18 protein-coding genes, 1 pseudogene and 1 riboswitch are annotated in these 22,593 nt (G+C 69.8%); of the genes and pseudogenes, 10 read left to right on the top strand and 9 right to left on the bottom strand.

Annotated features, from left to right (window positions below):
* The first annotated feature begins 2 nt into the window (after positions 1–2).
* The 3 genes from DRW48_RS07690 to DRW48_RS07680 all read left to right on the top strand — a co-directional run bounded on the left by DRW48_RS07690 (position 3) and on the right by DRW48_RS07680 (position 3,351).
* Entirely contained in the window at positions 3–1,496 is a 1,494-nt protein-coding gene (locus tag DRW48_RS07690; protein ID WP_114075903.1) for a hypothetical protein, read from the top strand.
* Positions 1,493–2,740, top strand: coding sequence for a glycosyltransferase (locus DRW48_RS07685; RefSeq protein ID WP_114075902.1), 1,248 nt, complete (start codon positions 1,493–1,495; stop codon positions 2,738–2,740). The genes DRW48_RS07690 and DRW48_RS07685 overlap by 4 nt, the downstream gene beginning before the upstream one ends.
* Before the next feature lie 95 nt (positions 2,741–2,835).
* A complete protein-coding gene (locus DRW48_RS07680; protein ID WP_114075901.1) occupies positions 2,836–3,351 on the top strand; it encodes a hypothetical protein in 516 nt (171 codons plus the stop codon).
* A gap of 209 nt (positions 3,352–3,560) precedes the next feature.
* Here DRW48_RS07680 and DRW48_RS07675 read toward each other — a convergent pair whose 3' ends face one another.
* The 5 genes from DRW48_RS07675 to DRW48_RS07655 are packed head-to-tail and all read right to left on the bottom strand — an operon-like array spanning position 3,561 to position 9,221.
* Positions 3,561–4,550: an ABC transporter substrate-binding protein gene (locus DRW48_RS07675; protein WP_114075900.1), complete on the bottom strand. Its 990-nt coding sequence runs from the start codon at positions 4,548–4,550 to the stop codon at positions 3,561–3,563.
* A gap of 30 nt (positions 4,551–4,580) precedes the next feature.
* The gene (locus tag DRW48_RS07670) at positions 4,581–5,549 is read right to left on the bottom strand and encodes an ABC transporter permease (RefSeq protein WP_114075899.1); all 969 of its coding nucleotides are present in this window, start codon (positions 5,547–5,549) and stop codon (positions 4,581–4,583) included.
* Entirely contained in the window at positions 5,546–7,048 is a 1,503-nt protein-coding gene (locus tag DRW48_RS07665; RefSeq protein ID WP_114075898.1) for a sugar ABC transporter ATP-binding protein, read from the bottom strand. The genes DRW48_RS07670 and DRW48_RS07665 overlap by 4 nt, the downstream gene beginning before the upstream one ends.
* The gene (locus tag DRW48_RS07660; RefSeq protein ID WP_241963415.1) at positions 7,045–8,157 is read right to left on the bottom strand and encodes a Gfo/Idh/MocA family protein; all 1,113 of its coding nucleotides are present in this window, start codon (positions 8,155–8,157) and stop codon (positions 7,045–7,047) included. The genes DRW48_RS07665 and DRW48_RS07660 overlap by 4 nt, the downstream gene beginning before the upstream one ends.
* Positions 8,154–9,221, bottom strand: a complete 1,068-nt coding sequence (locus tag DRW48_RS07655; RefSeq protein WP_114075897.1) for a sugar phosphate isomerase/epimerase family protein — start codon at positions 9,219–9,221, stop codon at positions 8,154–8,156. Before DRW48_RS07655 ends, DRW48_RS07660 begins: the two co-directional genes overlap by 4 nt.
* 110 nt (positions 9,222–9,331) lie before the next feature.
* On the opposite strand from DRW48_RS07655, the gene DRW48_RS07650 reads away from it, so the two are divergent.
* Entirely contained in the window at positions 9,332–10,342 is a 1,011-nt protein-coding gene (locus DRW48_RS07650) for a LacI family DNA-binding transcriptional regulator (protein ID WP_114075896.1), read from the top strand.
* Between the two features lie 4 nt (positions 10,343–10,346).
* On the opposite strand, the gene DRW48_RS07645 is transcribed toward DRW48_RS07650, so the two are convergent.
* Genes DRW48_RS07645 through DRW48_RS07630 form a run of 4 tightly spaced genes read right to left on the bottom strand, consistent with a single transcriptional unit; the run spans position 10,347 to position 14,851 of the window.
* Positions 10,347–11,096 (bottom strand): ABC transporter ATP-binding protein, encoded by a 750-nt coding sequence (locus tag DRW48_RS07645; RefSeq protein WP_114075895.1) that lies wholly within the window; start codon positions 11,094–11,096, stop codon positions 10,347–10,349.
* Entirely contained in the window at positions 11,093–12,109 is a 1,017-nt protein-coding gene (locus tag DRW48_RS07640) for a FecCD family ABC transporter permease (RefSeq protein ID WP_114075894.1), read from the bottom strand. Before DRW48_RS07640 ends, DRW48_RS07645 begins: the two co-directional genes overlap by 4 nt.
* Positions 12,106–12,963, bottom strand: coding sequence for an ABC transporter substrate-binding protein (locus DRW48_RS07635; protein ID WP_162784699.1), 858 nt, complete (start codon positions 12,961–12,963; stop codon positions 12,106–12,108). Before DRW48_RS07635 ends, DRW48_RS07640 begins: the two co-directional genes overlap by 4 nt.
* Positions 12,938–14,851, bottom strand: a complete 1,914-nt coding sequence (locus DRW48_RS07630) for a TonB-dependent receptor plug domain-containing protein (protein ID WP_114075892.1) — start codon at positions 14,849–14,851, stop codon at positions 12,938–12,940. The genes DRW48_RS07635 and DRW48_RS07630 overlap by 26 nt, the downstream gene beginning before the upstream one ends.
* 148 nt (positions 14,852–14,999) lie before the next feature.
* A riboswitch (cobalamin riboswitch) is annotated at positions 15,000–15,186 on the bottom strand.
* Positions 15,187–15,886: 700 nt separating this feature from the next.
* Between DRW48_RS07630 and mraZ the strand changes: the two genes are divergently transcribed.
* The 6 genes and pseudogenes from mraZ to DRW48_RS07600 all read left to right on the top strand — a co-directional run bounded on the left by mraZ (position 15,887) and on the right by DRW48_RS07600 (position 22,593).
* On the top strand, positions 15,887–16,405 hold the full coding sequence (mraZ, locus tag DRW48_RS07625; protein ID WP_114075891.1) for a division/cell wall cluster transcriptional repressor MraZ: 519 nt from the start codon (positions 15,887–15,889) through the stop codon (positions 16,403–16,405).
* On the top strand, positions 16,401–17,423 hold the full coding sequence (rsmH, locus tag DRW48_RS07620) for a 16S rRNA (cytosine(1402)-N(4))-methyltransferase RsmH (protein WP_114077436.1): 1,023 nt from the start codon (positions 16,401–16,403) through the stop codon (positions 17,421–17,423). Before mraZ ends, rsmH begins: the two co-directional genes overlap by 5 nt.
* Positions 17,423–17,731: pseudogene (gene ftsL / locus DRW48_RS07615) on the top strand (cell division protein FtsL); the annotation flags it as partial. The gene rsmH and the pseudogene ftsL, both read left to right, overlap by 1 nt.
* A 155-nt stretch (positions 17,732–17,886) precedes the next feature.
* Positions 17,887–19,689, top strand: coding sequence for a peptidoglycan D,D-transpeptidase FtsI family protein (locus tag DRW48_RS07610; protein WP_114075890.1), 1,803 nt, complete (start codon positions 17,887–17,889; stop codon positions 19,687–19,689).
* Positions 19,690–19,735: 46 nt separating this feature from the next.
* Entirely contained in the window at positions 19,736–21,211 is a 1,476-nt protein-coding gene (locus DRW48_RS07605; RefSeq protein WP_114075889.1) for a UDP-N-acetylmuramoyl-L-alanyl-D-glutamate--2,6-diaminopimelate ligase, read from the top strand.
* Positions 21,208–22,593, top strand: a complete 1,386-nt coding sequence (locus tag DRW48_RS07600) for a UDP-N-acetylmuramoyl-tripeptide--D-alanyl-D-alanine ligase (RefSeq protein WP_114075888.1) — start codon at positions 21,208–21,210, stop codon at positions 22,591–22,593. The genes DRW48_RS07605 and DRW48_RS07600 overlap by 4 nt, the downstream gene beginning before the upstream one ends.

Raw genomic sequence — 22,593 nt, 5'->3', positions numbered from 1 at the left:
GGATGAACCTCGATTTCGGCTTTCTCGATGACGCCGGCCGGCTGGTGTTGGCCGGCTGGGACGCTGAGGCCGGCCCTCTGAACCTGCAAGTCGAGGACGCCGAGGGGAAGCGTCAGCCCGTGACGGTGCTCGCGCGCTTTGCCCGCGGCGATCTGGGCACGGAGGCCGCGCTAGGCATTCTGGCCGTGGCCTCCCCGGGTAGCATGCCCGCGGCGCTGCTGGCCGGCGATACGCGCACTGTGCTGGACGCCGAGGCAATAGCCGACGGCGCCAACGCACTGATCTCCGCCTGCCTCGACGAAACCTTTGCCGCCCTGCTGCGCGCCATTGCCATGGGCCAGATCGGGCCGCTGCCGGCCGACGCTGTGGCCCGGTTGGTGGACCGTACGCGGGCCACGGCGGCGCCCCTGCCCGCGCATTACACCCGCATCGCCGCCGCCGCAGACAAGGCGATGGTTGCGCCCGGCGGGCACGGCTTTGTCCTCGGCTGGGTGCTGACCGATGACGCGGCCGACGCGCCCTTGGTCGGGCTGGTCGGCGATGGCACTTCGCTGGTCCCTGTCGCAATCAACACCGGCTCCATCGAGCGGGCAGATCTCGCCGGCTATGGCGAGCGCTACTCCCTCACTGGCGCGGACGGGTACCAGGCCGTGTTTCGCCTGCCCTCTGCAAATAATCGCCCGGCGCAACTGATCCTGCTGCCGCGCGACGGGGCGCACGGCTTTGGCCTGATGACGACCCCGCTGGTGCGCGCGCCAGGGACGGTCGTCACCGCCTCGCTCGCTGCCGGCCTGCGCGGTCTTCCGCGGGATGCCGCGCGGGCGCTGCTGGCCCGACTCGCGCCGCGCCCTGGCCGTGAGTTGGCGCCGCTGCCCCAAGTCACCGACACCCGCGCCGGCAGCGCGCTGCTGCTGATCCCCGACACGGAACCGCGCGAGTTGCGAGACATCCCGCGCTGGCTGTTACCGCACCTTCCGCCGCCCGTCACGGTCGTTCCGCTGTCGGATGCACTGCCGGCCGCCGCAGCCGCCGCTTTGCGCGCCGCCTTGGCCGAGGGGCGCGGCGACGGTACGCTGACCCCACCCTGCGCTGCCGCGGACCTGCCAGACCTGCACCTGCCCCCGGGGACCGAGGTCGCCGCCGGCAGCGCCGCCGCGCTGTTCCAGCTTGGTCTGCCGCCAGCCGCACCGAACATGGCGGCGGCGCTAGTCCACAACCCGCTCGGCGCCCTGTCAGCGGAGACCGAGTTGCGCGCGGCTGACCTCGCCGGGCTGCCCTTCACGCTGCGCCTGTCCTCCGACCTGCTCGGCCCCGCGCTCGCCGCCCTTCCGCGCGGCCTTCTTTCCGCCGAAGGCAGCCTCGCCATCGCCGCAACTTCGCTGGCCGCTGCAGGCCGTCTTGAGATTGCCACGGCCGCGACGACGGAGTTCTGGCCCGGGCGCTATTCCGGCATTGCGGCGGCCCGCATCGACGCCGCCCTGCAGGCCGCGCCATGACCACGGCCCCGCGCGTCGCCATCATCGCCCATTCCCACCCCCGCCTGCGCGCTGGCGGCGGCGAGATCGCGGCTTGGCGCCAGTTCGACCGGCTGCGCGCGCGCGGCGTTGACGCCTGGTTCCTCGGAGTAGTCGCGGGGGACGATGGCCTGCGTCTCGGCGGCACGATGGGCGACGTGACCGCCTTTGACCCGCGCGATCTGGCCCTGCGCACCGGCGCGATGGACCCGTTCCTGATGGAGCAGCCCGACGCCGCTGCCGAGGATCGTCTGCTGGCGACGATCCTGCGGTTTGACGCCGGGATCTATCATTTTCACCATGTCTGGAACATCGGCGCCGGGGTGATCCGCCGCCTGCGCGTGCAGCGGCCGCAGGCACGCCTGGTTCTGACCCTGCACGAGATGGCGCCGATCTGCGCCCTCTGGGGCCAAATGGTGCGCGCAGACGGCGGCCTCTGCGATGCGGCAACGCCCCTCGATTGCGCAGCTTGCCTGCCGGCCCATGCCCCTCTGTCCTTCGCCATCCGCCGGGCGCGGATGCTCGAGGTGCTGGGGCTGATGGACGTGCTGATCGCGCCCAGCCGCTTTCTGGCCGGTCGGTACGAGGACTGGGGCGTGCCGGCCGGCCGCATCCAGGTGATCGAGAATGGCTTGCCGTCCGACGGCGCGCCCCACCCCGCGCCGATCCCGCAAGGCGCAGAGGCGGACGCCCTGTCGCGCCGCTTTGCGTTTTTCGGCAATGCCACGCCGACCAAAGGCCTCGACGTGTTGGCGAACGCGGCGGCCCGGCTGGCCGTCGACCCTGCCGCCGGCCAGGTGACGATCGAGGCGCATGGCGTCGATGCCGCCGGCTTTGCCCGCGCCCTGCCGGGATTTTCCGTCCCGCCGACGCTGGCCCTGCGCGGGCGCTACCGCCCGGCAGAGGCGACCGCACGCATGGCGCGGCAGGGCTGGGTGATCGTGCCCTCGACCTGGTGGGAAAACGCCCCCGTGGTGATCGACGAGGCGCGCGCGGCACGGCGCCCGGTTATCGCCTCGGATATCGGCGGGATGGCGGAAAAGACCGCTGGCTGGGGGCTGCAGTTCCCGGTCGGAGATGCCGGCGCCTTGGCGAGTCTGATCGCCACGCTCGCCGGCGACGGTGCGCGCTGGGCGGCCTTGGCCGCGGCAGTCCCACCGCCAGCAAGCCTCGATCAGGTACTTAATGAATGGGCGAGCGCTTGCGGGATTACACTCCGCGAGTAAACGGACTTGACTTATTCCGCAGTTGGGCAGACTCTGCTGCGGGATTTATTCGTGCAGCCGTGACCGATGGCTGCACCCTCCAGAGGAGAGCCGTGATGAGTGACTTCGACATCAAGACCCAGAGCGAAACCACTGTGGGCACCGAGCCCAAGGCGCCGCCCGCGCCGCTGGACGGTGCCGCGCTGCTGGACATGGCGATCAGCGCTCGCTCGCTGGCCGACGCGCTGCAAAAGGGCCTGCGCCAGGTCGTGCCCCGCATGACGCTGGAGCATCTGGCTGCCCTGCGTGGGCTCGCCGATGCCGGCGCTGGCGGCCAGACCCTCGGCCCGCGCCGCGAGGCCACCATGTTCGCCGCGCTGGCCGACCTCGGCCTCGTGACGATGGCCGAAAAGCCGGAAACCGCGCAGCTGACCCCCGCCGGCAGGAGCGCGCTGGAGCGGACGGACGCGATCCTGTCTGGCATCGCCGCAAAGATGGCCGATCGGCCCAAGCCCATGGGCGGGCGCGCGACCAAGGTCGTGAACCAGATCGGCCGCATCGTCCGCGGCTATCTTCGCGAGAACCCGGTCGAGGGCGCCGCCACCAAGCGCAAGGCACGCAAGTCGGAGTAATTGACGGTCGCCGCTTGCGGTCAGCTTCATCCGCGCACAGGGTGAGGCCGTCGGTCCAACCGACGCAACTTAGGTTGCAGATCGGATAGGCCGAGCAAGCGACTGAAAACGAACGCCGCCGAGCCCACAGGCTCCGGCGGCGTTCCCTTGTTCAACACCCAAGTCAAAAGGCGGGACCGCGCCTTGCGCGCGGCCCACGCTTGTCCGGCTTAGAACGGGCTGTCGGGGAAGTAGAACTGCGCCGCGTTCTCCGGGGTGATCAGCTGGCTGCCGATGATGAAGCGGCCCATGACCGGGGCGGTAGAGGTGAAGTGCAGCGCAGTCATCTCGATCGCGGCCGAGATCAGCCCCGGCGGGTAGGTCACGTCGACCGGCAGGGCCGGGTCTTTATCCATGATCCGCTTGACGATGTCCTTCATGCCAGCGCCGCCGACGACCACCATCTTGCCGTCGCGGCCCGCGGCCGAGATCGCCTCCAGAACGCCCATGGCCATATCGTCGTCCGCTGCCCATACGGCATCGATCTGCGGATACTTGGTCAGGTAGTCCTGCATCACCTTAAAGGCATCGTCGCGGTTCCAGTTGCCGTGCTGCATATCCAGCACCTCGACCTGGCCGCCCTCGAGCGCCTTCTGGAACGCATCGACCCGCTCGTTGTCGAGGGTCGTCGGCAGGCCGCGCAATACCACCAACTTCGAGCCGGGCTTGAGGTTGTTCTTGAAATACTCGCCCGCGACCCTGCCGAAGGCTGTGTTGTCGCCGGCGACGTAAAGATCCTCGATCCCCTCCTCGGACAGGCCCCGGTCGACCACCGTGACCCATTTCCCGGCGTCCTTGACGGCCTTGACCGGGCCGGTCAGCGGCTCGGATTCGAACGGCAGCACGACAAGGCCGTCGATGTTGCGGGTCGCCATCATGTCTTCGATGTCATTGACTTGCTTGCCAGCGTCGCCCGCGGTGGAAAGAACGAAGGTCAGGTCGGGATAGACCTTGGACAGCCGCTCGATCGTCTGCTGGGCGTGCCAGTTCAGGCCGCCCATGAAGCCGTGGGTCGCCGACGGAATGGCGACGCCGATCACGGCCTTGCCGCTGGTCGCGCCACCGGGTGCTGCGTCCTGCGCCGCGGCCTTGCCAGCCCTGCCGAGCGTTGCGACTGCCGCGACCGCCAGCGGCGCGACCAGAATATTCCTGCGAAGCATGTGCTCTCCCTCCCCAAGGGTTGCCGCGGGTCAGTCCCGCGCGGCGCGCTTGTCCCGCTGCAGGATCACAGCGAGAACGATGATGACGCCCTGGATCGCCCCGTTCAGATAGGGGCTGACCAGATCCGCCAGATTCAGGATGTTGTCGATCAGCGACAGGATCAGGACGCCGACGACAGTGCCCCAGACAACGCCGTGCCCACCCTTCAGCGCAGTGCCCCCGATGATGACAGCGGCAATCGCCTCCAGCTCCCAGCCGATGCCGGTGCTGCCTGAGGCCGAGCCGAGGCGCGGGACATAGATCACCGTCGCGAGCCCCACCAGCAGGCCGAGCAGCACATAGGTCATCAGCTGCACCCGCCCGACGTCGACCGAGGAATAACGGGCGACGCGCTCGTTGCTGCCAATGGCCTCGACGTGGCGGCCAAAGCGGGTGTGACGCATCAGGACATGGCCGCCAACCGCGACCAGGGCAAAGACAATGATCGGCCAGCTGACCGGTCCGATGCCGGAGTAATAGACCGGCCGGTAGAGCGTGCGCAGTTGTGAATCTAGGCTGAGCGTGCCGCCGTCGGCGATCCAGGTGACGAGGCTGCGAAAGATGCCCATGGTCCCGAGGGTGACGATGAACGGCTCGATCCCCGCGCGCGTGACCAGCAACCCGTTGATCAGTCCGGCGACCAGACCGCCCAGCAGGGCCGTGCACATGCCGAGCAACACGGTGCCCCAGTTCACCCCGGTGACCGGCGCCAGCGCATTCATGGCAAGGATTGCCATTCCGGCAAGAAAGGCCGCCATGGCGCCGACCGACAGATCCAGCCCGCCCGACGTGATTACAAAGGTCATGCCGACCGCGATCAACCCGGTAAAGGCCGAGCGTGCCAGGACGTTGACGACGTTGCCCGGCGCCAGAAAAGCCGGATTCAAGGCGTAGCCGATGATGACCAGCGCGATCAGCGCGATGACAGGGCCGAGCGAGTGGAGCGCGCGCCAGTTCATGCCGCGGCCCCTTCGACACCCATCATCAGCCGGACGATGGCGGCCTCGGACGCGCCGGCGCCGGGCACCTCGCCCGCGATGCGGCCCTGCCGCATGACCAGGATGCGATCGGCGAGGCCCATCACCTCGGGCAGTTCGGATGAAATGACGATCACGCTGCGCCCGGCGGCGGTTAGCCCGCGCAGGAAGGAGTAGATCTGCCGCTTGGTGCCAACGTCGATGCCGCGTGTCGGTTCGTCCACGATGATCACCTCAGGTTCGTTGAGCAACATCTTGGCAAGAAGCAGTTTTTGCTGGTTGCCGCCGGACAGGTTGCCGGCCGTCATAGTGGGATCCGCAGCGCGAATGTCGAAATCGCGGATGGCGCGCGCCAGCGCCGCATCCTCGGCCGGACGGTCGATCAGCACGCGGCCAAAGCGATGCAACGCCGCCAGCGTCAGGTTCACCCGCAGGGATTTTCCCAGCAGTAATCCTGCTTCCTTGCGGTCCTCGGTCAGGTAGGCGATGCGCGCCCGGGTCGCGGCGGCCGGATCGCCAAGGGGGATAGCCCGGCCGTTCCCGCGCGAGATGACGCCCTGCGCCGGACGCAGCCCGGCCAGCGCTTCCGCCAGTTCGGTCCGCCCAGCGCCCACCAGCCCGGCAATGCCCAGCATCTCGCCCCGGTGCAGATCAAAGCTGGCGCCGCTGACAAGCGGCGGCACCGAAAGGTCTCGCACCGACAAGGCAATCTCGGGCGCGGTGGGCGCCGCGGGACGGGGCGGGAACATGTCCTCCAGCTCGCGCCCGACCATGGCGTTGGCCATGGCATCGGGGGTCAATTCGCCGCGCAGCGCGCTGCGCACGACGGTGCCGTCGCGCAGCACGGTGATGCGGTCGGCCAGCCGCTCGACCTCGTCCAAGCGGTGCGAGCAGTAAAGGATCGCCACCCCCTGCCCGCGCAGCCGGTCGATCAGGTCATACAGCGTACCCACCTCGCGATGCGTCAGCACGGCCGAGGGCTCGTCCATGATCAGCACCTTGGGTGCGCGGCTGACGGCCTTTGCGATCTCGACCATCTGGCGCTGCGGGACGGTCAGGTCCTGAATACGCGTGCGGGGATCGAGGGGCGTGCCCAGATCGGCCAGCAGCCGCGCGGCGCCGTCGCGCATGGCCTGGTGATCCAGCCGCCAGCCCCCGATCTCGCGCCCCAGGTAAATGTTCGCAGCGATGCTGAGGTCGGGGGCGAGGTTGAACTCCTGGTGGATCATGACGATCCCGGCCGCCTCGGCCTGCGGCGCGCCGCTGAAGGCGACCGGCGCGCCCGCCAGCCGCACCTCGCCCGCGCTGGGCGGCAGGTAACCGGCGAGGATACGCATCGCCGTGGACTTGCCCGCACCATTCTCGCCGATCAGCGCGTGAACCTCGCCCGGCAGCAGGGGCAGATCGACGCCGTGCAGCACCTCGACCGGACCAAAGCTGCGCCGCACCCCGGTCAGCGCAAGGATCGGGGCGGCGCTCATGTCGCGGTCCCCGTCCCGGTCGCAACCCAGGCGCCGCCCGCCTCGGAGGAGCGGCGTGCGGCAGCGATGAATTCCATTCCTGACAGCCCGTCGGCCAGTCCCGGCAGGCGTGCGGCAGGCGTTGAGTCGCCACGAATAACCGCAGCTATATCGCTGTAAAGATTTGCAAAGGCTTCGAGATACCCCTCGGGGTGTCCGGGCGGAGTCCGGCTGCTGGCGCTGCGATCCTGCGCCCGGGTCAGGATTTGCGAGGGTTGGCCAAGATGGGTGCGGATCAGCCGGTCCGGCACCTCGTGCGACCATTCGAGACCGCCGGTGCTGCCGTAAAGGCGCAGGGACAGGCGGTTCTCGCAGCCGGTCGCGACCTGACTGACCCAGATTCCGCCCCGCGCGCCACCGGCATAGCGCAGCGCCACGCGGGCATCGTCGTCGACCGCGCGTCCCGGCACCAGGGCGCTGACCTCGGCCGCGATCTGGCTCGGATACTGGCCGGTGACAAAGGCGGCGAGTTGCCAGGCATGGGTGCCGATGTCGCCCAGCGCCCCGGCGCCGGCGCGCGCCGGGTCGAGCCGCCATTCCGATTGTTTCGAGCCGGGATCGCTCGCCAGCCAGTCCTGCAGATATTCAACCTGCACCAGCCTCAGGTCTCCGATCCCGCCCTCGGCCATGATCGCACGCGCCTCGCGGATCATCGGATAGGCGGCGTAGTTGTGGGTCAGAAAGAACCGCGCGTCCGAGGCGCCGGCGGCCTCGGCGATCTGCCGCGCGCCTTCCTCGGTCGCGGCGAGGGGCTTGTCGCAGATCACATGGATGCCGGAGGCGAGGAACGCCGCCGCTGGACCGGCATGCAGGTGGTTCGGGGTGACGATGGCGACCGCTTCGATTCCGTCGGGGCGTGCCGCCTCGGCCTTGGCCATCGCGGCCCAGTCGTCATAGCTGCGCGCCAGCCCTAGCGCCTCGGCCGAGGCGCGGGCGCGGGCCGGATCGCCGCTCAGCGCCCCCGCGATCAGTTGGAACTGACCGTCCATGCGCGCGGCGATCCGGTGGACGGCTCCGATGAACGCGCCTTCGCCCCCGCCGACCATCCCAAGGCGGATCGGCGCGCTCATGCGACCTCCTCCGCAAGGCCCAGGGCGCGGGCGATGGCATCGGAATCGACACAGCCGGCAGCGAAATCGTCAAAGGCGTGCGGGGTGACGCGAATGATGTGATCGCGCACGAACGCCGCGCCCTCGCGCGCGCCATCCTCGGGGTGCTTCAGCGCACACTCCCATTCGACAACGGCCCAGCCGTCAAAGCCGTATTGGGTCAGCTTGCTGAACACCGCGCCGAAATCGACCTGCCCGTCGCCGAGGCTGCGGAATCGCCCGGCGCGGTCCACCCAAGGTTGAAAGCCGCCATAGACGCCCTGCCGCCCGTTGGGACGAAACTCGGCATCCTTGACGTGAAACGCCCTGATGCGGTCGTGGTAGATGTCTATGTTTGCCAGGTAATCAAGCTGTTGCAGGACATAGTGCGAGGGATCGTACAGCATGCAGGCGCGCGGGTGCTGGTCCACGCGGTCCAAAAACATCTCGTAGCTGGCGCCGTCGCACAGATCTTCGCCGGGGTGGATTTCGTAGGCCAGATCGATGCCATGGGTGTCCGCCAGGTCCAGCAGCGGCCGCCAGCGCGCGGCGAGGGTATCGAACGCCGCCTCGACCAGTCCGGGCGGGCGCTGCGGCCAAGGGTAGAGATAGGGCCAGGCCAGCGCGCCGGAAAAGGTCGGCAGCGCCCGCAAACCCATCGCGGCCGACGCGCGAATCGCCAGTGCCATCTGCGCGACGGCCCATTCCTGCCGGGCGGCGGGGCGGCCGCGCAGGGCGGCCGGGGCAAAGGCGTCGAAAGCGGCATCATACGCCGGATGGACGGCCACCAGTTGGCCCTGCAGATGGGTCGAAAGCTCGCTCACTTCGACGCCGTTCTGGCGTGCGATGCCCAGGAACTCGTCCCGCCAATCCTGCGACTCGGCCGCCAATTGCAGATCGAACAGCCGCGCATCGGTGGTGGGCACTTGCACCCCGCGATAGCCGAGGTCTGCTGCCCAGCGGGTGATGCCGTCCCAACTGTTGAACGGCGCGACATCGCCGGCAAACTGCGCCAGAAACAGGGCCGGACCTTTCAGCGTCTGCATCACGAGCGCGGATTCCCTGGTTGCAAGGGGGCGGTTATCCGACATGCTGACCCGCAATGTAATCGATTACAAGGCTTCTTTTCCTGACCCGCGATGGCTATGCCTGCGCCATGAGCAAGAGCCTTGTGCCCCCCCGAATCCGCGATGTCGCCGACCGGGCGGGGGTCTCGGTCGCGACGGTCAGCCGCACGCTGTCGCGGCCTGAGGTGGTCACGCAGGCGACGCGCGATGCGGTGATGGATGCGGTGGCCGCGACCGGCTACCGGGTCAACCACGCCGCCCGCAACCTGCGCCAGCAGCGCAGCGGCATGGTCGTGGCTCTGGTGCCAAACCTCGCCAACCCATTCTTTTCGCGCATCCTTGCCGGTCTGGGCGAGGCCCTCGCCGAGGCGGGAACCGGCCTCATCATCGCCGATACCCGCCCCGGCGAGGACGGTGCACGCCCGGGGCTGGAGGCATTCCTGAACCCGACCCGCTGCGATGGCGCGGTGCTGTTCGACGGCGGGGTCGAGGCAGCGCACCTCACTGGCCGGCGCGGCACACCGCCACTCGTCGTCGCCTGCGAATGGATCGACGGCACCGCCCTGCCCTCGGTCACCATCGACAACGCCGCCGGCGCACGATTGGCGGTACAGCATCTGGCCAGCCTGGGGCATAAGCGAATCGCCCTGATCGGCGGGCCGGCCCAGAACGTGCTGTCACGCGAGCGGGACCGCGGCGCGCGCGAGGCGGCGCTGGAGGCGCGCGTTACCCTGACCCGGATCGCCGGCGATTTCAGCATCGCCTCGGGCGCCGCGGCGGCGCGCGAATGGGCCGCGCTGGAGCCGCGCCCCAGCGCGGTGCTGGCCTTCAGCGACGCGATGGCCTGCGGATTTCTGGCCGAGGTTCAACGCGCCGGGCTACGCGTGCCGCAGGACGTGTCGGTCATGGGCTTTGATGATATCGACATTGCCCCTCACTTGCTGCCGTCCCTGACGACGATCCACCAGCCGCGCCGGCAGATCGGGCGACTGGCGGCGGAAACCGTCCTCTCCCTCGCCGCGGGGACCGAGCCGGCGAGTCGGCATCACGTCCTGCCCGTTCATCTGGTGGTCCGCGAATCGACCGGGCCGGCGCGGTAGCCGTTCAGCGCAGCGCGCGCACCGGGGCCAAGATGGTGCCTTGCGGCCGCGCGATCCGCACCGCCTCCACCGCGAACACCTCGGCCAACAGGGCGTCGCTCAGCACCTCGGACGGGGGGCCGTCGGCCATGACGCGCCCGCCGGCAGACAGCACCACCACGCGGTGGCAGGTCAGCGTCGCCAGTGCCAGGTCATGCAGCGTTACCAGAACACCCCGCCCGCTGGCCGCGAGGTCCGCGAACAGTGCCATCAGCGCCAGTTGATGCGCGGTATCGAGGCCCGCGGTCGGCTCGTCCGCGATCAGCAGTGGTGCCTCCTGCGCGAGCGCGCGGGCGATCAGCACCCGCGCCTGCTCGCCGCCTGACAGTTGCGTGGCCGGGCGTGCGCGCAGGGCGTCCAGATCCATGGCGGCGATCGCGGCCTCGATCGCCGGTTGGTCAGCGGGACCCGGGGCATGCGGCCGGCGGCCGAGGGCGACGAGCGTCGTGACGCTGACTGGCCAGGCAATCTCGCGCGCCTGGGGTAGCCAGGCGGCGGCCCGCGCCCGGGTGCGAGCGGGCATAGCGGCGAGGTTGCTGCTACCCTTGGCGGCGGGGATCAGTCCCAGCGCGGCGCGCAGCAGGGTGGTCTTGCCGGCGCCGTTGGGACCGATCAGGCCGACCACCTCGCCGGCAGCGACGGTCAGGCTGACCCCCTCCAGCACCGTGCGCGCACCGCGGCGGACGGTCAGATCGCGCAGGTCGAGCAGGTTCATGACATGCCCTCGCGTCGGGCGCGTAGCAGCATGTTCAGGAACATCGGCGCGCCGATCAGGGCAGTCACCACCCCGAGCTTCAGGTCACGCTCGGGCAGCACCAGGCGCACCGCGATGTCGGCGATCAGCAGCAATGCCGCCCCGCCGAGGCCCGAGGCCGCCAGCACCCGCCCCGGCCGCGCCCCGACTAAAGGTCGCAGCAGATGCGGCACCACCAGCCCGACGAAACCGATCGAGCCTGCAACCGCTGTCCCGGCGCCGACGGCAAAGGCGGTCCCGAGGACGATCCGCCAGCGCAGACGCGACGGGTTGACGCCCATAGCCGCCGCCGCATCCTCGCCCAACGTCAGCGCATCCAAATCCGGGCCGGTGCCGAGCAGCAGCGCCCAGCCGATCACCATAAGCGGCAGCGCAAGCCAGACATGGGACATGCTGCGATCGGCGAGCGAGCCCATCAGCCAGAACACGATCTCCTGCGCGGCATAGGGATTGGGCGACAGGTTCAGCACCAGCGCCGATAGCGCCGCCGCCAGTTGCGACAGCGCGATACCGCCGAGGATCAGCAGCAGCGGGCCGCCTTGCCCAGCCGCTAGCGCCATTAGCAGCGCGACACCTGTCAGCGCGCCGAGCAACGCCAGCGCCGGCAATGCCAGCGGCGCCGCCGCGGCAAGGCCGGTGTGGATCGCAATCACCGCCGCCAGCGCCGCCATGCCGCTGACGCCAATCAGCCCCGGCTCGGCCAGCGGGTTGCGCAGATAGCCCTGCAAGGCGGCGCCCGAGAGGCCGAGGCCGGCGCCGACCATCAAGCCCAGCAGGGCGCGCGGCAGCCGGATCTCGCGCATGACCATCGCCGCGGGGCCGTCGCCGCCGAGGAACAGCGCGCGCAGCCCGGCGCCCGGCGCGATTCCGGCGGGACCGATCACGAGGCTGGCCGCGAACAGCAGCGCGACAAGCAGCGCTAGGACCAGCGTCAGGCGCGCGGCAGCGCCGCGAAGAAACCCGCGCGCGCTCATCGCCCGGCGGCCTTGCGGGCAGCCGCGAGGCGCCCTGCGGCGTCCAGCACCTGCGGCGCCGCACAACCCCAGTCGCTGTCGCTGCGCGGCATGGGAATGCCGCGGGCACGCAGATTGCGCAGGGCGGGGTGCTGCAACAACTCGTAGCCACGCGAAGTGCCAGGCGCGGGACCGGGCGAGATGATCGCCTCTGGCGCCAGCATTACCAACTGCTCCAGCGGCAGGGTGCCGCCATAGGGCAGCCCGGCCTCCGCCGCGATGTCGGAGAACCCGGCGGCGGCTGTGATCTCGCCGGCGAGGGACTGCGGGCCGGGGCTGTAGCCGTTCGGCTCATAGAGGGCGGAGCGCGGCGGCCGCGCGGGAATGTCGGCGCGCAGGGCGGCAAGGTCGGCGCGAAAGCGAGCCTGCATCGTCGCCGCCGCGTCCTGCCGTCCCAGCGCGCGGCCCATCTGGCCGATGGCTGCATCGACATCGGCAAGCGACGTCGCGGCGGGAAATGCCTCGACCCGCAACCCGAGCCGGCGCAACATCGCAAGGCTGGCCGGGCTGGTGAAGTCCGAGGCGAGGACCAGGTCAGGGCGCAGAAGGTACACCTCCTCTGCGCGGGCATGGTTGGCCGGCAGCGCGCGCGCGGCGTCTGCCATGGCCGATTGCCGCGGGTCCTGGGCAAAGGCGGTGACCGAGGCGAGCTGCCCCGGCGCCGCGAGCATCAGCGCAAGCTGGTCGGTGCAAAGGTTTATGGAAACCACGCGCTGCGGGACGGCCGGGCCGGCGGCCGGGATACCGCCGGCCGCAACGGCGAGGGCCAGCCCCGCCGCCGCGACAGCATCAGAAATTCGCCGCAAGTCCGACATAGGCCGTGCGCCCGCGCGAGGCATATCCCCAGACATCGACGGCGGCGCTGTCGGTCAGGTTGTCGACCCGCGCTGTCAGCGCCACGGCATCATTCAGCGCCCAGCGCCCAGCGGCATCGATCACCGAAAAGCTGTCCAGCTTGACTGGCGCAAAACGCACCTGGTCCATGTCGCGCAGCCCCGCGAGGTGGCGCAGATCGGCACTGAGGCTGCCGCGGCCGTCGGCGGTGGTCCAGGTCGCGCCAAGGCCGATCTGGCTGCGCGGGATGCGCAGTTCCTGTTCGCCCTGCGGATCGGTGCTGCGCAGCCAGGTGGCGTGGCCGCGCAGGGCCAACTGATCGCTCGCCTCCCACTGGAACGAGGCCTCGACCCCGCGCCGCTTGCTGGTGCCGGGCACGTTCCGGTACTGGCCGGTGAAATCCGGCTGGCTGACGTAGGCGATGCGGTCAGTCGCGTTTTCGGCAAACAGGGTCACGTCGGCCTGTCCGCGCCCGCCCAGCGGCAGGGTGACGCCGGCATCGAGGCTGCGCACCCGCTCGGGCGCCAGGTCGGGATTGGCGATGGTGTAGATGCCGTCGCCAAACAATTCGTAGAATACCGGCTTGCGACGGCCATCCCCGGCCGAGGCATGCAGCTTGATGTCACGGCCCGGGATCACATAAGCCAGCGCCGCATTCCACGAGGTTGCATCGCGATAGGCGTCGTTGGCATCGCGCCGCACCGCGCCTTGCACGCTGAGGCCGGGCGCGACCTCGCCGCGGTATTCCAGCGCCAGCGTGTTGGTGGCGCGGTCAAAGCGGTCGTCCAACGGGCTGTCATCGACCACCCGCTCGGCCATCAGGCTGACGAGGTTGGTCGATTCCAGCGCCGCGCGACCGTCCAGCGCATAGCTGAGGCGATAGCGCAGCGCGCGCCGCGAGACGTCGGTTTCTGTCGCCGGGAAGGCGGCGGAAAAGGCATTGGTCCGTTCGTAACGGGCATCGTCATAGGACAGCCGGTGGGTCAGCGCCGGGGTGGCGCGCCACTCCAGCCACAGTTGGCCCTGTTGGCGGTCGGCGCGGCCATGGGGATAGCGGTCGTCAACGATGTAGTCGGACTCGCTGGTCGGACCGAAGGAGGTGGTGTCAAAGTCATAGCTCTCGGTCGCGCGGCGCAGGTTGAAGCCGACGGTCAGATCGTCGGTCAGCGCCGCGTCCCCGGCGAGGCGGATGCCGCGGCTGATGACGCCGTCCTTTTCGCCGCCGTCGCCCGAGACATCCCAGCCCAGATCCTCGCGCCATTCGGTGGCCATCAGGATGCCAGCCCGCGCGCCGCGCTGCGAGACCCAGGCCGAGGCGCCGCGCGCCCCGCCCGCCTCGACGCTGCCGCCGTAGTGCAGCCCGGGCGCGGATTGGCGGGTCACGATCGAGATGACGCCGGCCGCGGCGCCGGTGCCGATACTGGCCGCCTGCGGGCCGCGCAGCACCTCGATCCGGGCGATGTCGGCGATCGGCAAGCGGCCGAGCGCGGTGCCGCCGAGGTCGGCGATCTGCTCGACCCCGTCGATCAGCACGAGCGTCTGTGCGCCGGAATGGCCGCGGATACGGGCGGTGTTGGTCGCCGGGTCGCTGCCGACCAGGCTGATGCCCGGAACTTCGCGCAGCGCCTCGGTCAGGGTCTGAACGCCCTTTTCACGCAGCGCATCGCCGTCCAGCACGGTCGCGGCGCGGCCATATTCGTCCTGCGGCACCGGCGTCAGGCCGGCGGACAGGATGATCGGATCGAGGGTGAGCGTCGCGCCTAGCTTGGCTTCGGCAGCGGTCTGGGCATGGCTTGCGAGGGGGACCGCCATTGCCGTCAGCAAGGCCAGTGCGGCGGTGGCGGGGCGGGGGCCGGGATGGAATGGCATGACGGATCGCGTCCTTGCGGTCGGGCGCCGGACGTTCCGGCGCAAGTTGCGGTGGCCGTCCGGCTTGCGGCCCGAGGGCCGCTTGCGGACGTTCGTTTGGCGCCACCGCGACGGACCTGTCCGCGCCCCCGGCGCGCCCCGCGCCCGGACTGGGTGATCGACCTCGGCAGGTCTCCTGGCTTGCGGGTCGATGCTTGGCCGGGCCTTCCCGCCGCGCTTGCGGCAGTGGCGTTGTCCGGCCTCGCTCTCCGCTTACAGTTGCGGGGGCAGCCGCGGCGTCGAACCGCGTTCCCTTTTCACCGGGCACGCCCGGAACCGAGATGTCGCCGCCTTAGCCATAATCGGTGGATGCGGCAAGCGGGCGGCGGCGAATCGCGCGAGCGGCGACCCCTGGGAAATCATGGGACTGGGCTGGAACTGTGCGGGCGGCGCGAACTGCCGTCGGGAGAAGAAATCACCCGTTTAAAGGGAAATTTCGGGATTCACGTGGCCGTGAGGCGCCGTGATTCCGATTCGAGGAGGGACGGCGGATGGAGCTTTGACAGGCCTCGACTGGTCGGCACGGAGACCGCCGCTTACGATCTGGGAAAACATGGGTCAAAAAAGTCACTGTTTTCTACTACCACACCTAGAGAGGTATGGGTGGTACTCGACTATATGTGGACATAATTTCGGCCGTCTCGCTTATGTTCGATCTTCGTTCACGAGCGACCCTTCGCTGCATCGAAGGACTGTCGCAAAATTTTCCGTTGCTACCCATGAAATCCCATGGCATCCCTTCCTCACGAGGACGGGAGAATAAGGGGCGTCAAAGACCCCGAAGCAGGCAGCTTCATACAGGCAACCCGTTTTCGCAAAAGGACGGCCCGCGCGCGAGCAGCACCTCCCCCAGGTGGCGCAACGAGGTCGGACCAGCCCGGAACAACCGGGCCCCAGGAATGGGAACGAGGGCGGCGGATCGGGCAGTGGCAGCGGCCCGATCCGCCCTTTCTCTATCCGGCAATCGGATAGGGCGGACGGTGACGAGGGATTGCGGTGGCGCGCAGGTTCAGAGGCTCGGAAGAGGTGAAGGTGGACGGCAAGGGCCGTCTCTCGATCCCGGCCAAGTTTCGCCGCGTGTTCGAGGCCTGCGATCCCGAGTTCGAGGCCGGTCGCCGCGCCCAGTTGGTCATCGTGTACGGGTTCGAAAACTGGACCCAGCTGCGCCTTTACACCATCGAGGCGATCAACCAGATCGACGCGCTGATCGCGACCAAGGCGATCGGCTCTCCCGAGCGTAACTACCTTGAGACCATGATGTTCGGCCTGTCCGAAGAAGCCGAGATCGACGGCGACGGCAGGCTGGTCCTGCCCCAGAAGCTGCGCGAAAAGATCGGCCTCGGGGATCGGGCGCTGTTCGTCGCGCTGGGCGATTACTTGCGCCTCTCCACCCCCGAGAGATACGAGACCGACCTGCGCGAGATGGAGGCATCCATGCCGACCTTTGCGCCGGGGGCCGATCCGTTGTCGCTGCTGTCGGCGGCGCCCCCCTCTGCCGCGCCGGCCGGGGATTGAGGCTTTGGACGCGCCGCATGTCCCTGTCCTGATCGACCCGCTGATCCGCGCGGTCGCGCCGGTGGCGGGCCGCTGGGTCGACGGCACCTTTGGCGCCGGCGGCTACAGCCGCGCGCTGCTGGCGGCGGGCGCGGATGAGGTGATCGGCATCGACCGCGATCCCACCGCCCTGGCCCTCGCCCAGCCTTGGGCTGGCGAATATGGCGTGCGCCTGAAGCTGGTGCAGGGCGTTTTTTCGGACCTCGACGGGCTCGCGGGCGGGCTGGTGGATGGCGTGGTGCTGGACCTCGGCGTCAGCTCGATGCAGCTCGACGAGGCAGAGCGCGGCTTTTCCTTCATGCGCGACGGGCCGCTGGACATGCGCATGGGCAGCGACGGGCCGTCCGCGGCCGAGATGCTGGCCGAAGCTGACGAGGCGGCGATCGCAGACGTCCTGCACCATTTCGGCGAGGAGCGCGCCGCCCGCCGCATCGCCCGCGCCATCAAGCGGGCCGGCCCGATGAGCCGCACAAGCGAGCTGGCCGAGGTGGTCGCAGGCTGCCTGCCACGGCCCAAGCCCGGGCAGAGTCATCCCGCGACCCGCAGCTTTCAGGCCATCCGCATCTGGGTGAACGACGAGTTCGGCGAACTGCTGGCCGGCCTCGAGGCGGCCGAGCGGTCACTGAAGCCCGGCGGCCGGCTGGCCGTGGTGAGCTTTCACAGCCTCGAGGACCGGGTGGTCAAACGGTTTTTCGCCGAGCGCGCGGGCGCGGTGGGCGGCGGCAGTCGCCACGCCCCCGAGGCCGCCAAGGTCGCCCCGGCATTTACCCTGCCCTTCCGCCGCGCCATCGGCCCGGACGAGGCCGAGCTGGCCGCCAACCCCCGCGCCCGCAGCGCGCTGCTGCGCGTCGGTATCCGCAGCGATGCCTCAGCGGGGCGCACTGACCCCGATGCGCTGGCCGTCCCGCGCCTGCCTGATGCACGGCCCAGCCATCATCGTCCCGCCCAGCAGTCGGGCGCCCGCCGGAGGGGCCGCTGATGCGCACACTGTTGTTCCTCGTCACGGCGCTGGTGGTCATGGTCCTCGCCTTCTGGGCCTACCGCGAAAACTACAGCACGCAGGCGCAGATCGACCGCATGCAGGCAGTCCAGACCGAGATCGCCGGCCTGCGCGAGCGGCTGGGTGTCCTGCGTGCCGAATGGGCTTATCTGAACCGGCCGGACCGGCTGGCGCAGTTGGTGAACCTCAACTTCGACAAGCTGCATCTGGCACCGCTGACGCCGGGTCAGTTCGTGACGCCCAAGCAGGTGACTTTTCCGCCCGCAGGTGCCCCGGCGCTTGACCCGGGGGCACCCGCAGAGGCATGGCAAGGGCCATCGCAGAACCCAGGCGCACCGCCCCGCCGTCCCTCCGTCAGCGCGCAGCCAAACCCCGATCTAGCCCCAGCACCCGACCAGACCGCCTCGCAACCCGCCCCAGCCGCCGACCCGGAGAGCCAGCCATGATCCGCACCCCGCTGCGCCCCCTCGCCCGCATCCTCAGCGCCCGTGACAAGGGCGAGAACCCCGATGCGATCGAGGCCGAGAACCGCGCCGCCCGCCATGCCGAGATCCAGACCAACGCCCGCCGGCGCGCCCGGACACGCCTCGGGGTGATGGCCGGGTGCTTTGTCATCGCCTTCGGCACGGTGGGCGTGCGGATGGGCAGCCTTGCCGCCAGCCAGCCATCCGAGCCGCGCACCCAGGCCAGCGGCGCACGCATCATCTCGCAGCGGGCCGACATCACCGACCGGCGCGGCCGGGTGCTGGCAACCAACCTGACGACCCATTCGCTCTATGCGCAGCCGCCGCTGATGGTCGACCCGGCCCGCGCCGCACGCGAGCTGGGCAAGGTTTTTCCCGACCTCGACGTCGCCCGGCTGACCAAGGATTTCACCGGCACGCGCAAGTTCGTCTGGATCCGCAAAGTGATGTCGCCCGAGCAGATGCAGGCGGTGCATGACATCGGCGATCCGGGCCTGCTGTTCGGCCCGCGCGAGATGCGGCTTTACCCCAACGGCAAGCTGGCGAGCCATATTCTCGGCGGCGCCGGCTTTGGCGCCGAGGGCGTCAGCAGCGCCGAGGTGGTCGGCGTCGCGGGCGTCGAAAAGGCGTTCGACGCCTGGCTGCGCGATCCCGGCAACGAGGGCTCACCCCTGCAGCTGTCGCTGGACCTGACCGTCCAGCAGGCGATGGAGGAAGTGCTCGGCAACGGCATGAAGGTCATGCGCGCCAAGGGTGCCGCCGCCATCCTGATGGATGTCCACACTGGCGAGATCATCGCCATGGCCAGCCTGCCCGATTTCGATCCCAACAATCGTCCCGCCCCGCTGCTGAAGGGTGATGCCAGCGACAGCCCGCTGTTCAACCGCGCGGTGCAGGGGCAATACGAGCTTGGCTCGACCTTCAAGATTTTTCCGGTCGCGCAGGCCCTGGACCTGAAGCTGCTGAACCCCAACACCATGGTCAGCACCAAGACGCCGATGAAGATCGGCAAGTACCTGATCCGCGATTTCCACAACTATGGCGCGGCGCTGTCGGTGACCGACATCATCGTCAAGTCCTCGAACGTCGGCACGGTCCGCATCGCGCAGATGCTTGGACCCGAGCGGCAGCAGGATTTCCTGCGCAAGCTGGGCTTTTTCGAGGCCACGCCGGTCGAGATGGTCGAGGCGCCGACCGGCAAGCCGCTGGTGCCGAGCCGCTGGCCGGCCGTCACCTCGGCCACGGTCGCGTTCGGCCATGGCCTCGCGGCATCGCCCCTGCACCTCGCCTCGGCCTATGCCACGCTCGCCAATGGCGGCCGTCAGGTGCGCCCGACGCTGATTGCCGGGCGTGACCGCGCCGAGGGGCCGCGCGTCCTTTCCGAAGGCGCGGCCCGCACCGCTCTGGGCCTGCTGCGTCAGGTGGTGGTACGCGGCACCGCCCGCCAGGCCGAGGTCGAGGGCTACGCCATCGCCGGCAAGACCGGCACCGCCGACAAGCCGCGCCCAGGCGGCGGTTACTACGGCAACAAGGTGGTCTCGACCTTTGCCAGCGTGTTTCCGGTCGACCGGCCGAAATACGCCTTGGTGCTGTCCCTGGACGAGCCGACGTCCGCCGCGGGCGGGGGCGAGAGCCGCGTCGCCGGCACGACCGCCGTGCCCGTCGCCGCCGAGCTGGTCCGCCGCGTCGCCCCCCTTCTTGGCCTGCAGCCAGAGGTCAAGGCGCCGCTGCCGACCGTTGAACGCGCGCCGGATGACGGTCTAAAGCTGGTCTCGAACTGAGGCCGCCCCGCGGCTGACACGCGACTGACCACAGGAAGGCCCAGAGATGACCGAAACGACACGCAGCCTCGGGACGCTGGGACTGAGGGCGCGAGGCGGGGCCGATCCTTTGATTACCGGGATCAGCACCGACAGCCGGCAGGTCCGCCCGGGTCATCTTTTCGCAGCGCTGCCCGGCAGCATCGTGCATGGCGCCGAATTCGTGCCCTATGCGCTGCGCCAAGGCGCGGCGGCGATCCTGACCGACCGCGCCGGCGCCGCCCAACTGGCGGATCTGAGCGACGCCGCGCTGATCGTTGCCGAGGACGCGCGCGCCGCGCTGTCGGGCGCGGCGGCGCTATGGTTCGCGCGCCAGCCGGCGCATGTCGTGGCCGTGACCGGCACCTCGGGCAAGACCTCGGTCGCCAATTTCACCTGCCAGATCTGGCAGGCCCTGGGTCAGCGGGCAATCAGCCTCGGCACGATGGGCGTGCAGGGCGATTTCACGGCAAAGCTGGCCCACACCACGCCAGAGCCGGTGACGCTGCACCGCATCCTGGCCGAGGCGGCGGATGCCGGTATCACCCATGCCGCGATGGAAGCCTCCAGCCACGGGCTGGACCAGCACCGCCTCGACGGCGTCCGGCTGGAGGCTGCGGCATTCACGAACTTCAGCCAAGACCACCTGGACTATCACAAGGATTTCGAAAGCTATTTCGCCGCAAAGGCGCAGCTGTTCACCCGCCTGCTGGAGCCGGGGCAAGCCGCCGTCACCAATATCGACGACACCCGCGGCCGCGAGATTGCCGGGCTGGCACGCGAGCGCGGGCTGATGTTGACCACCATCGGGACCGCCGAGGATGCCGATCTGCGCATCCTCGGGCAGCGGTATGACGCGACCGGGCAAGAGTTGCGCTTTGCGGGCTGGGGCAGCACCCACATGGTCCGGCTGGCGTTGATCGGCGGCTTTCAGGCCGAGAATGTGCTGGCCGCGGCGGCGCTCGCGGTCGCATCGGGCGAGGATGCGGCGGCCGTGGTGCGCACCCTGCCGGGCCTCACCACCGTGCGCGGCCGGATGGAGCTTGCGGCCCGCCGGGCGAATGGCGCGGCGGTGTTTGTCGATTACGCCCACAAGCCGGGCGCAGTCAGCGCCGCCCTGAAATCGCTGCGTCCGCATGTCATGGGCAAGATCGTGGTCGTGCTGGGCGCCGGCGGCGATCGAGACCGGGGCAAGCGCCCGTTGATGGGCGAGGCCGCGCGCACCCATGCCGACGTCGTCTACATCACCGACGACAATCCCCGCACCGAGGACCCGGCGGCAATCCGCGCCGAGGTCATGGCCGGCGCCGGCCGCGACGCGGTCGAGATCGGCGACCGCGCCGAGGCGATCCTGCGCGGCGTCGATGCGCTCGAACCCGGGGACGCCCTGCTGATCGCCGGCAAGGGCCACGAATCGGGACAGGTCATCGGCCAGGACGTCTATCCCTTTGACGATGCCGAACAGGCATCGGTCGCCGTCGCCGCGCTGGATGGCCGCATATGAGCGTGCTGTGGACCGCGGCCGACGCCGCAGCCGCGACCGGTGGGGTCACCGGCGAATGGCAAGCCAGTGGCATCAGCATCGACACCCGCACGCTGCGTCCGGGCGATCTGTTTGTCGCCCTGACCGACGTCCGCGACGGCCATGATTTCGTCGCCGCCGCGCTGGAAAAAGGCGCCGCAGCGGCCCTCGTCTCGCGCGTCCCCGAGGGCTGCGATCCCGGCCGGCTGCTGCTGGTGCCCGAGGTTTTGCCCGCGCTGGAGGCGCTGGGGCGCGCCGGGCGGGCGCGAACCGGCGCGCGGGTGTTGGCGATCACCGGCAGCGTCGGCAAGACTTCGACCAAGGACATGGCGGTGGCAGCCCTGCAGGAGCTGCCGACCGGTCCCGCAGGCGTGCACGCGGCCGAGGCCAGCCTGAACAATCACTGGGGCGTGCCGCTGACGCTGGCACGAATGCCGCGAGATACCTCCTATGCCGTCCTCGAAATCGGCATGAATCACCCCGGCGAGATCGAGCCGCTGGCCCGCATGGCCCGGCCCCATGTCGCATTGATCACCACCGTCGCCGCCGCCCATCTGGAAGCTTTCGCCAGCATCGACGAGATCGCTGTCGAAAAAGCCGCCATCTTTCGCGGGCTGGAGCCAGCGGGCATCGCCGTTCTGCCCGAGGGACTGGCGGTCACGCCGATCCTGCGCGAGGGCGCGGCGAATGCCGAGGTCCGCAGCTTTGGCCACAGGGGCGACAACCGTCTGATCGCGGCCGAGGCGCGGGCCGGCCAGACCGAGGTGCAGGCGCAGATCGGCGGCCGCCCGATCACGTTCTCACTGGCATCGGTGGGCGAGCATTTCGCACTGAACGCAGTCGGCGTTCTGGCGGCGCTGGATGCGCTGGGCGTCGATCCCCTGCAAGCCGCGGCCGGCCTTGCGAACTGGCGCCCCTATGCCGGGCGCGGCGCGATCGAGGGTCTGGCCGGGGTGACCCTGCTCGACGACAGCTACAATTCCAATCCGGCCTCGCTATCCGCGGGCCTTGCCATGCTGGCCCGCCTGCCCGGTGCCCGGCGGATCGCCATCCTTGGCGACATGCTGGAGCTTGGGCCGGACGAGATCGCGATGCATGCCGCGATGGCGGGCGACCCGGCCATGGCCTCGGTCGATCTGGTCCATGCCTGCGGGCCGCGCATGCGCGCGCTGCTGGACGCCCTGCCCCCGGCCAAGCGCGGTATCTGGGCCGAGGATGCGGCCGAGTTGCGCGCGCGCGCCGGCGATCTGGCCCGGACCGGCGATATCGTGCTGATCAAGGGCTCCAAATCCTCGCGCGTCGCGTCGGTGGTTGACGCGCTGCGGCAGGCGCGGCAAAGCCCGCCCTCTCACGAACAGGGTTAA

It is taken from the genome of Paracoccus suum (assembly GCF_003324675.1).
GTDB classification, from domain to species: Bacteria; Pseudomonadota; Alphaproteobacteria; order Rhodobacterales; family Rhodobacteraceae; genus Paracoccus; species Paracoccus suum.
The sequence above is the reverse complement of the archived record's forward strand: the minus strand, read 5'-3'. Positions and strand labels throughout refer to the sequence as shown.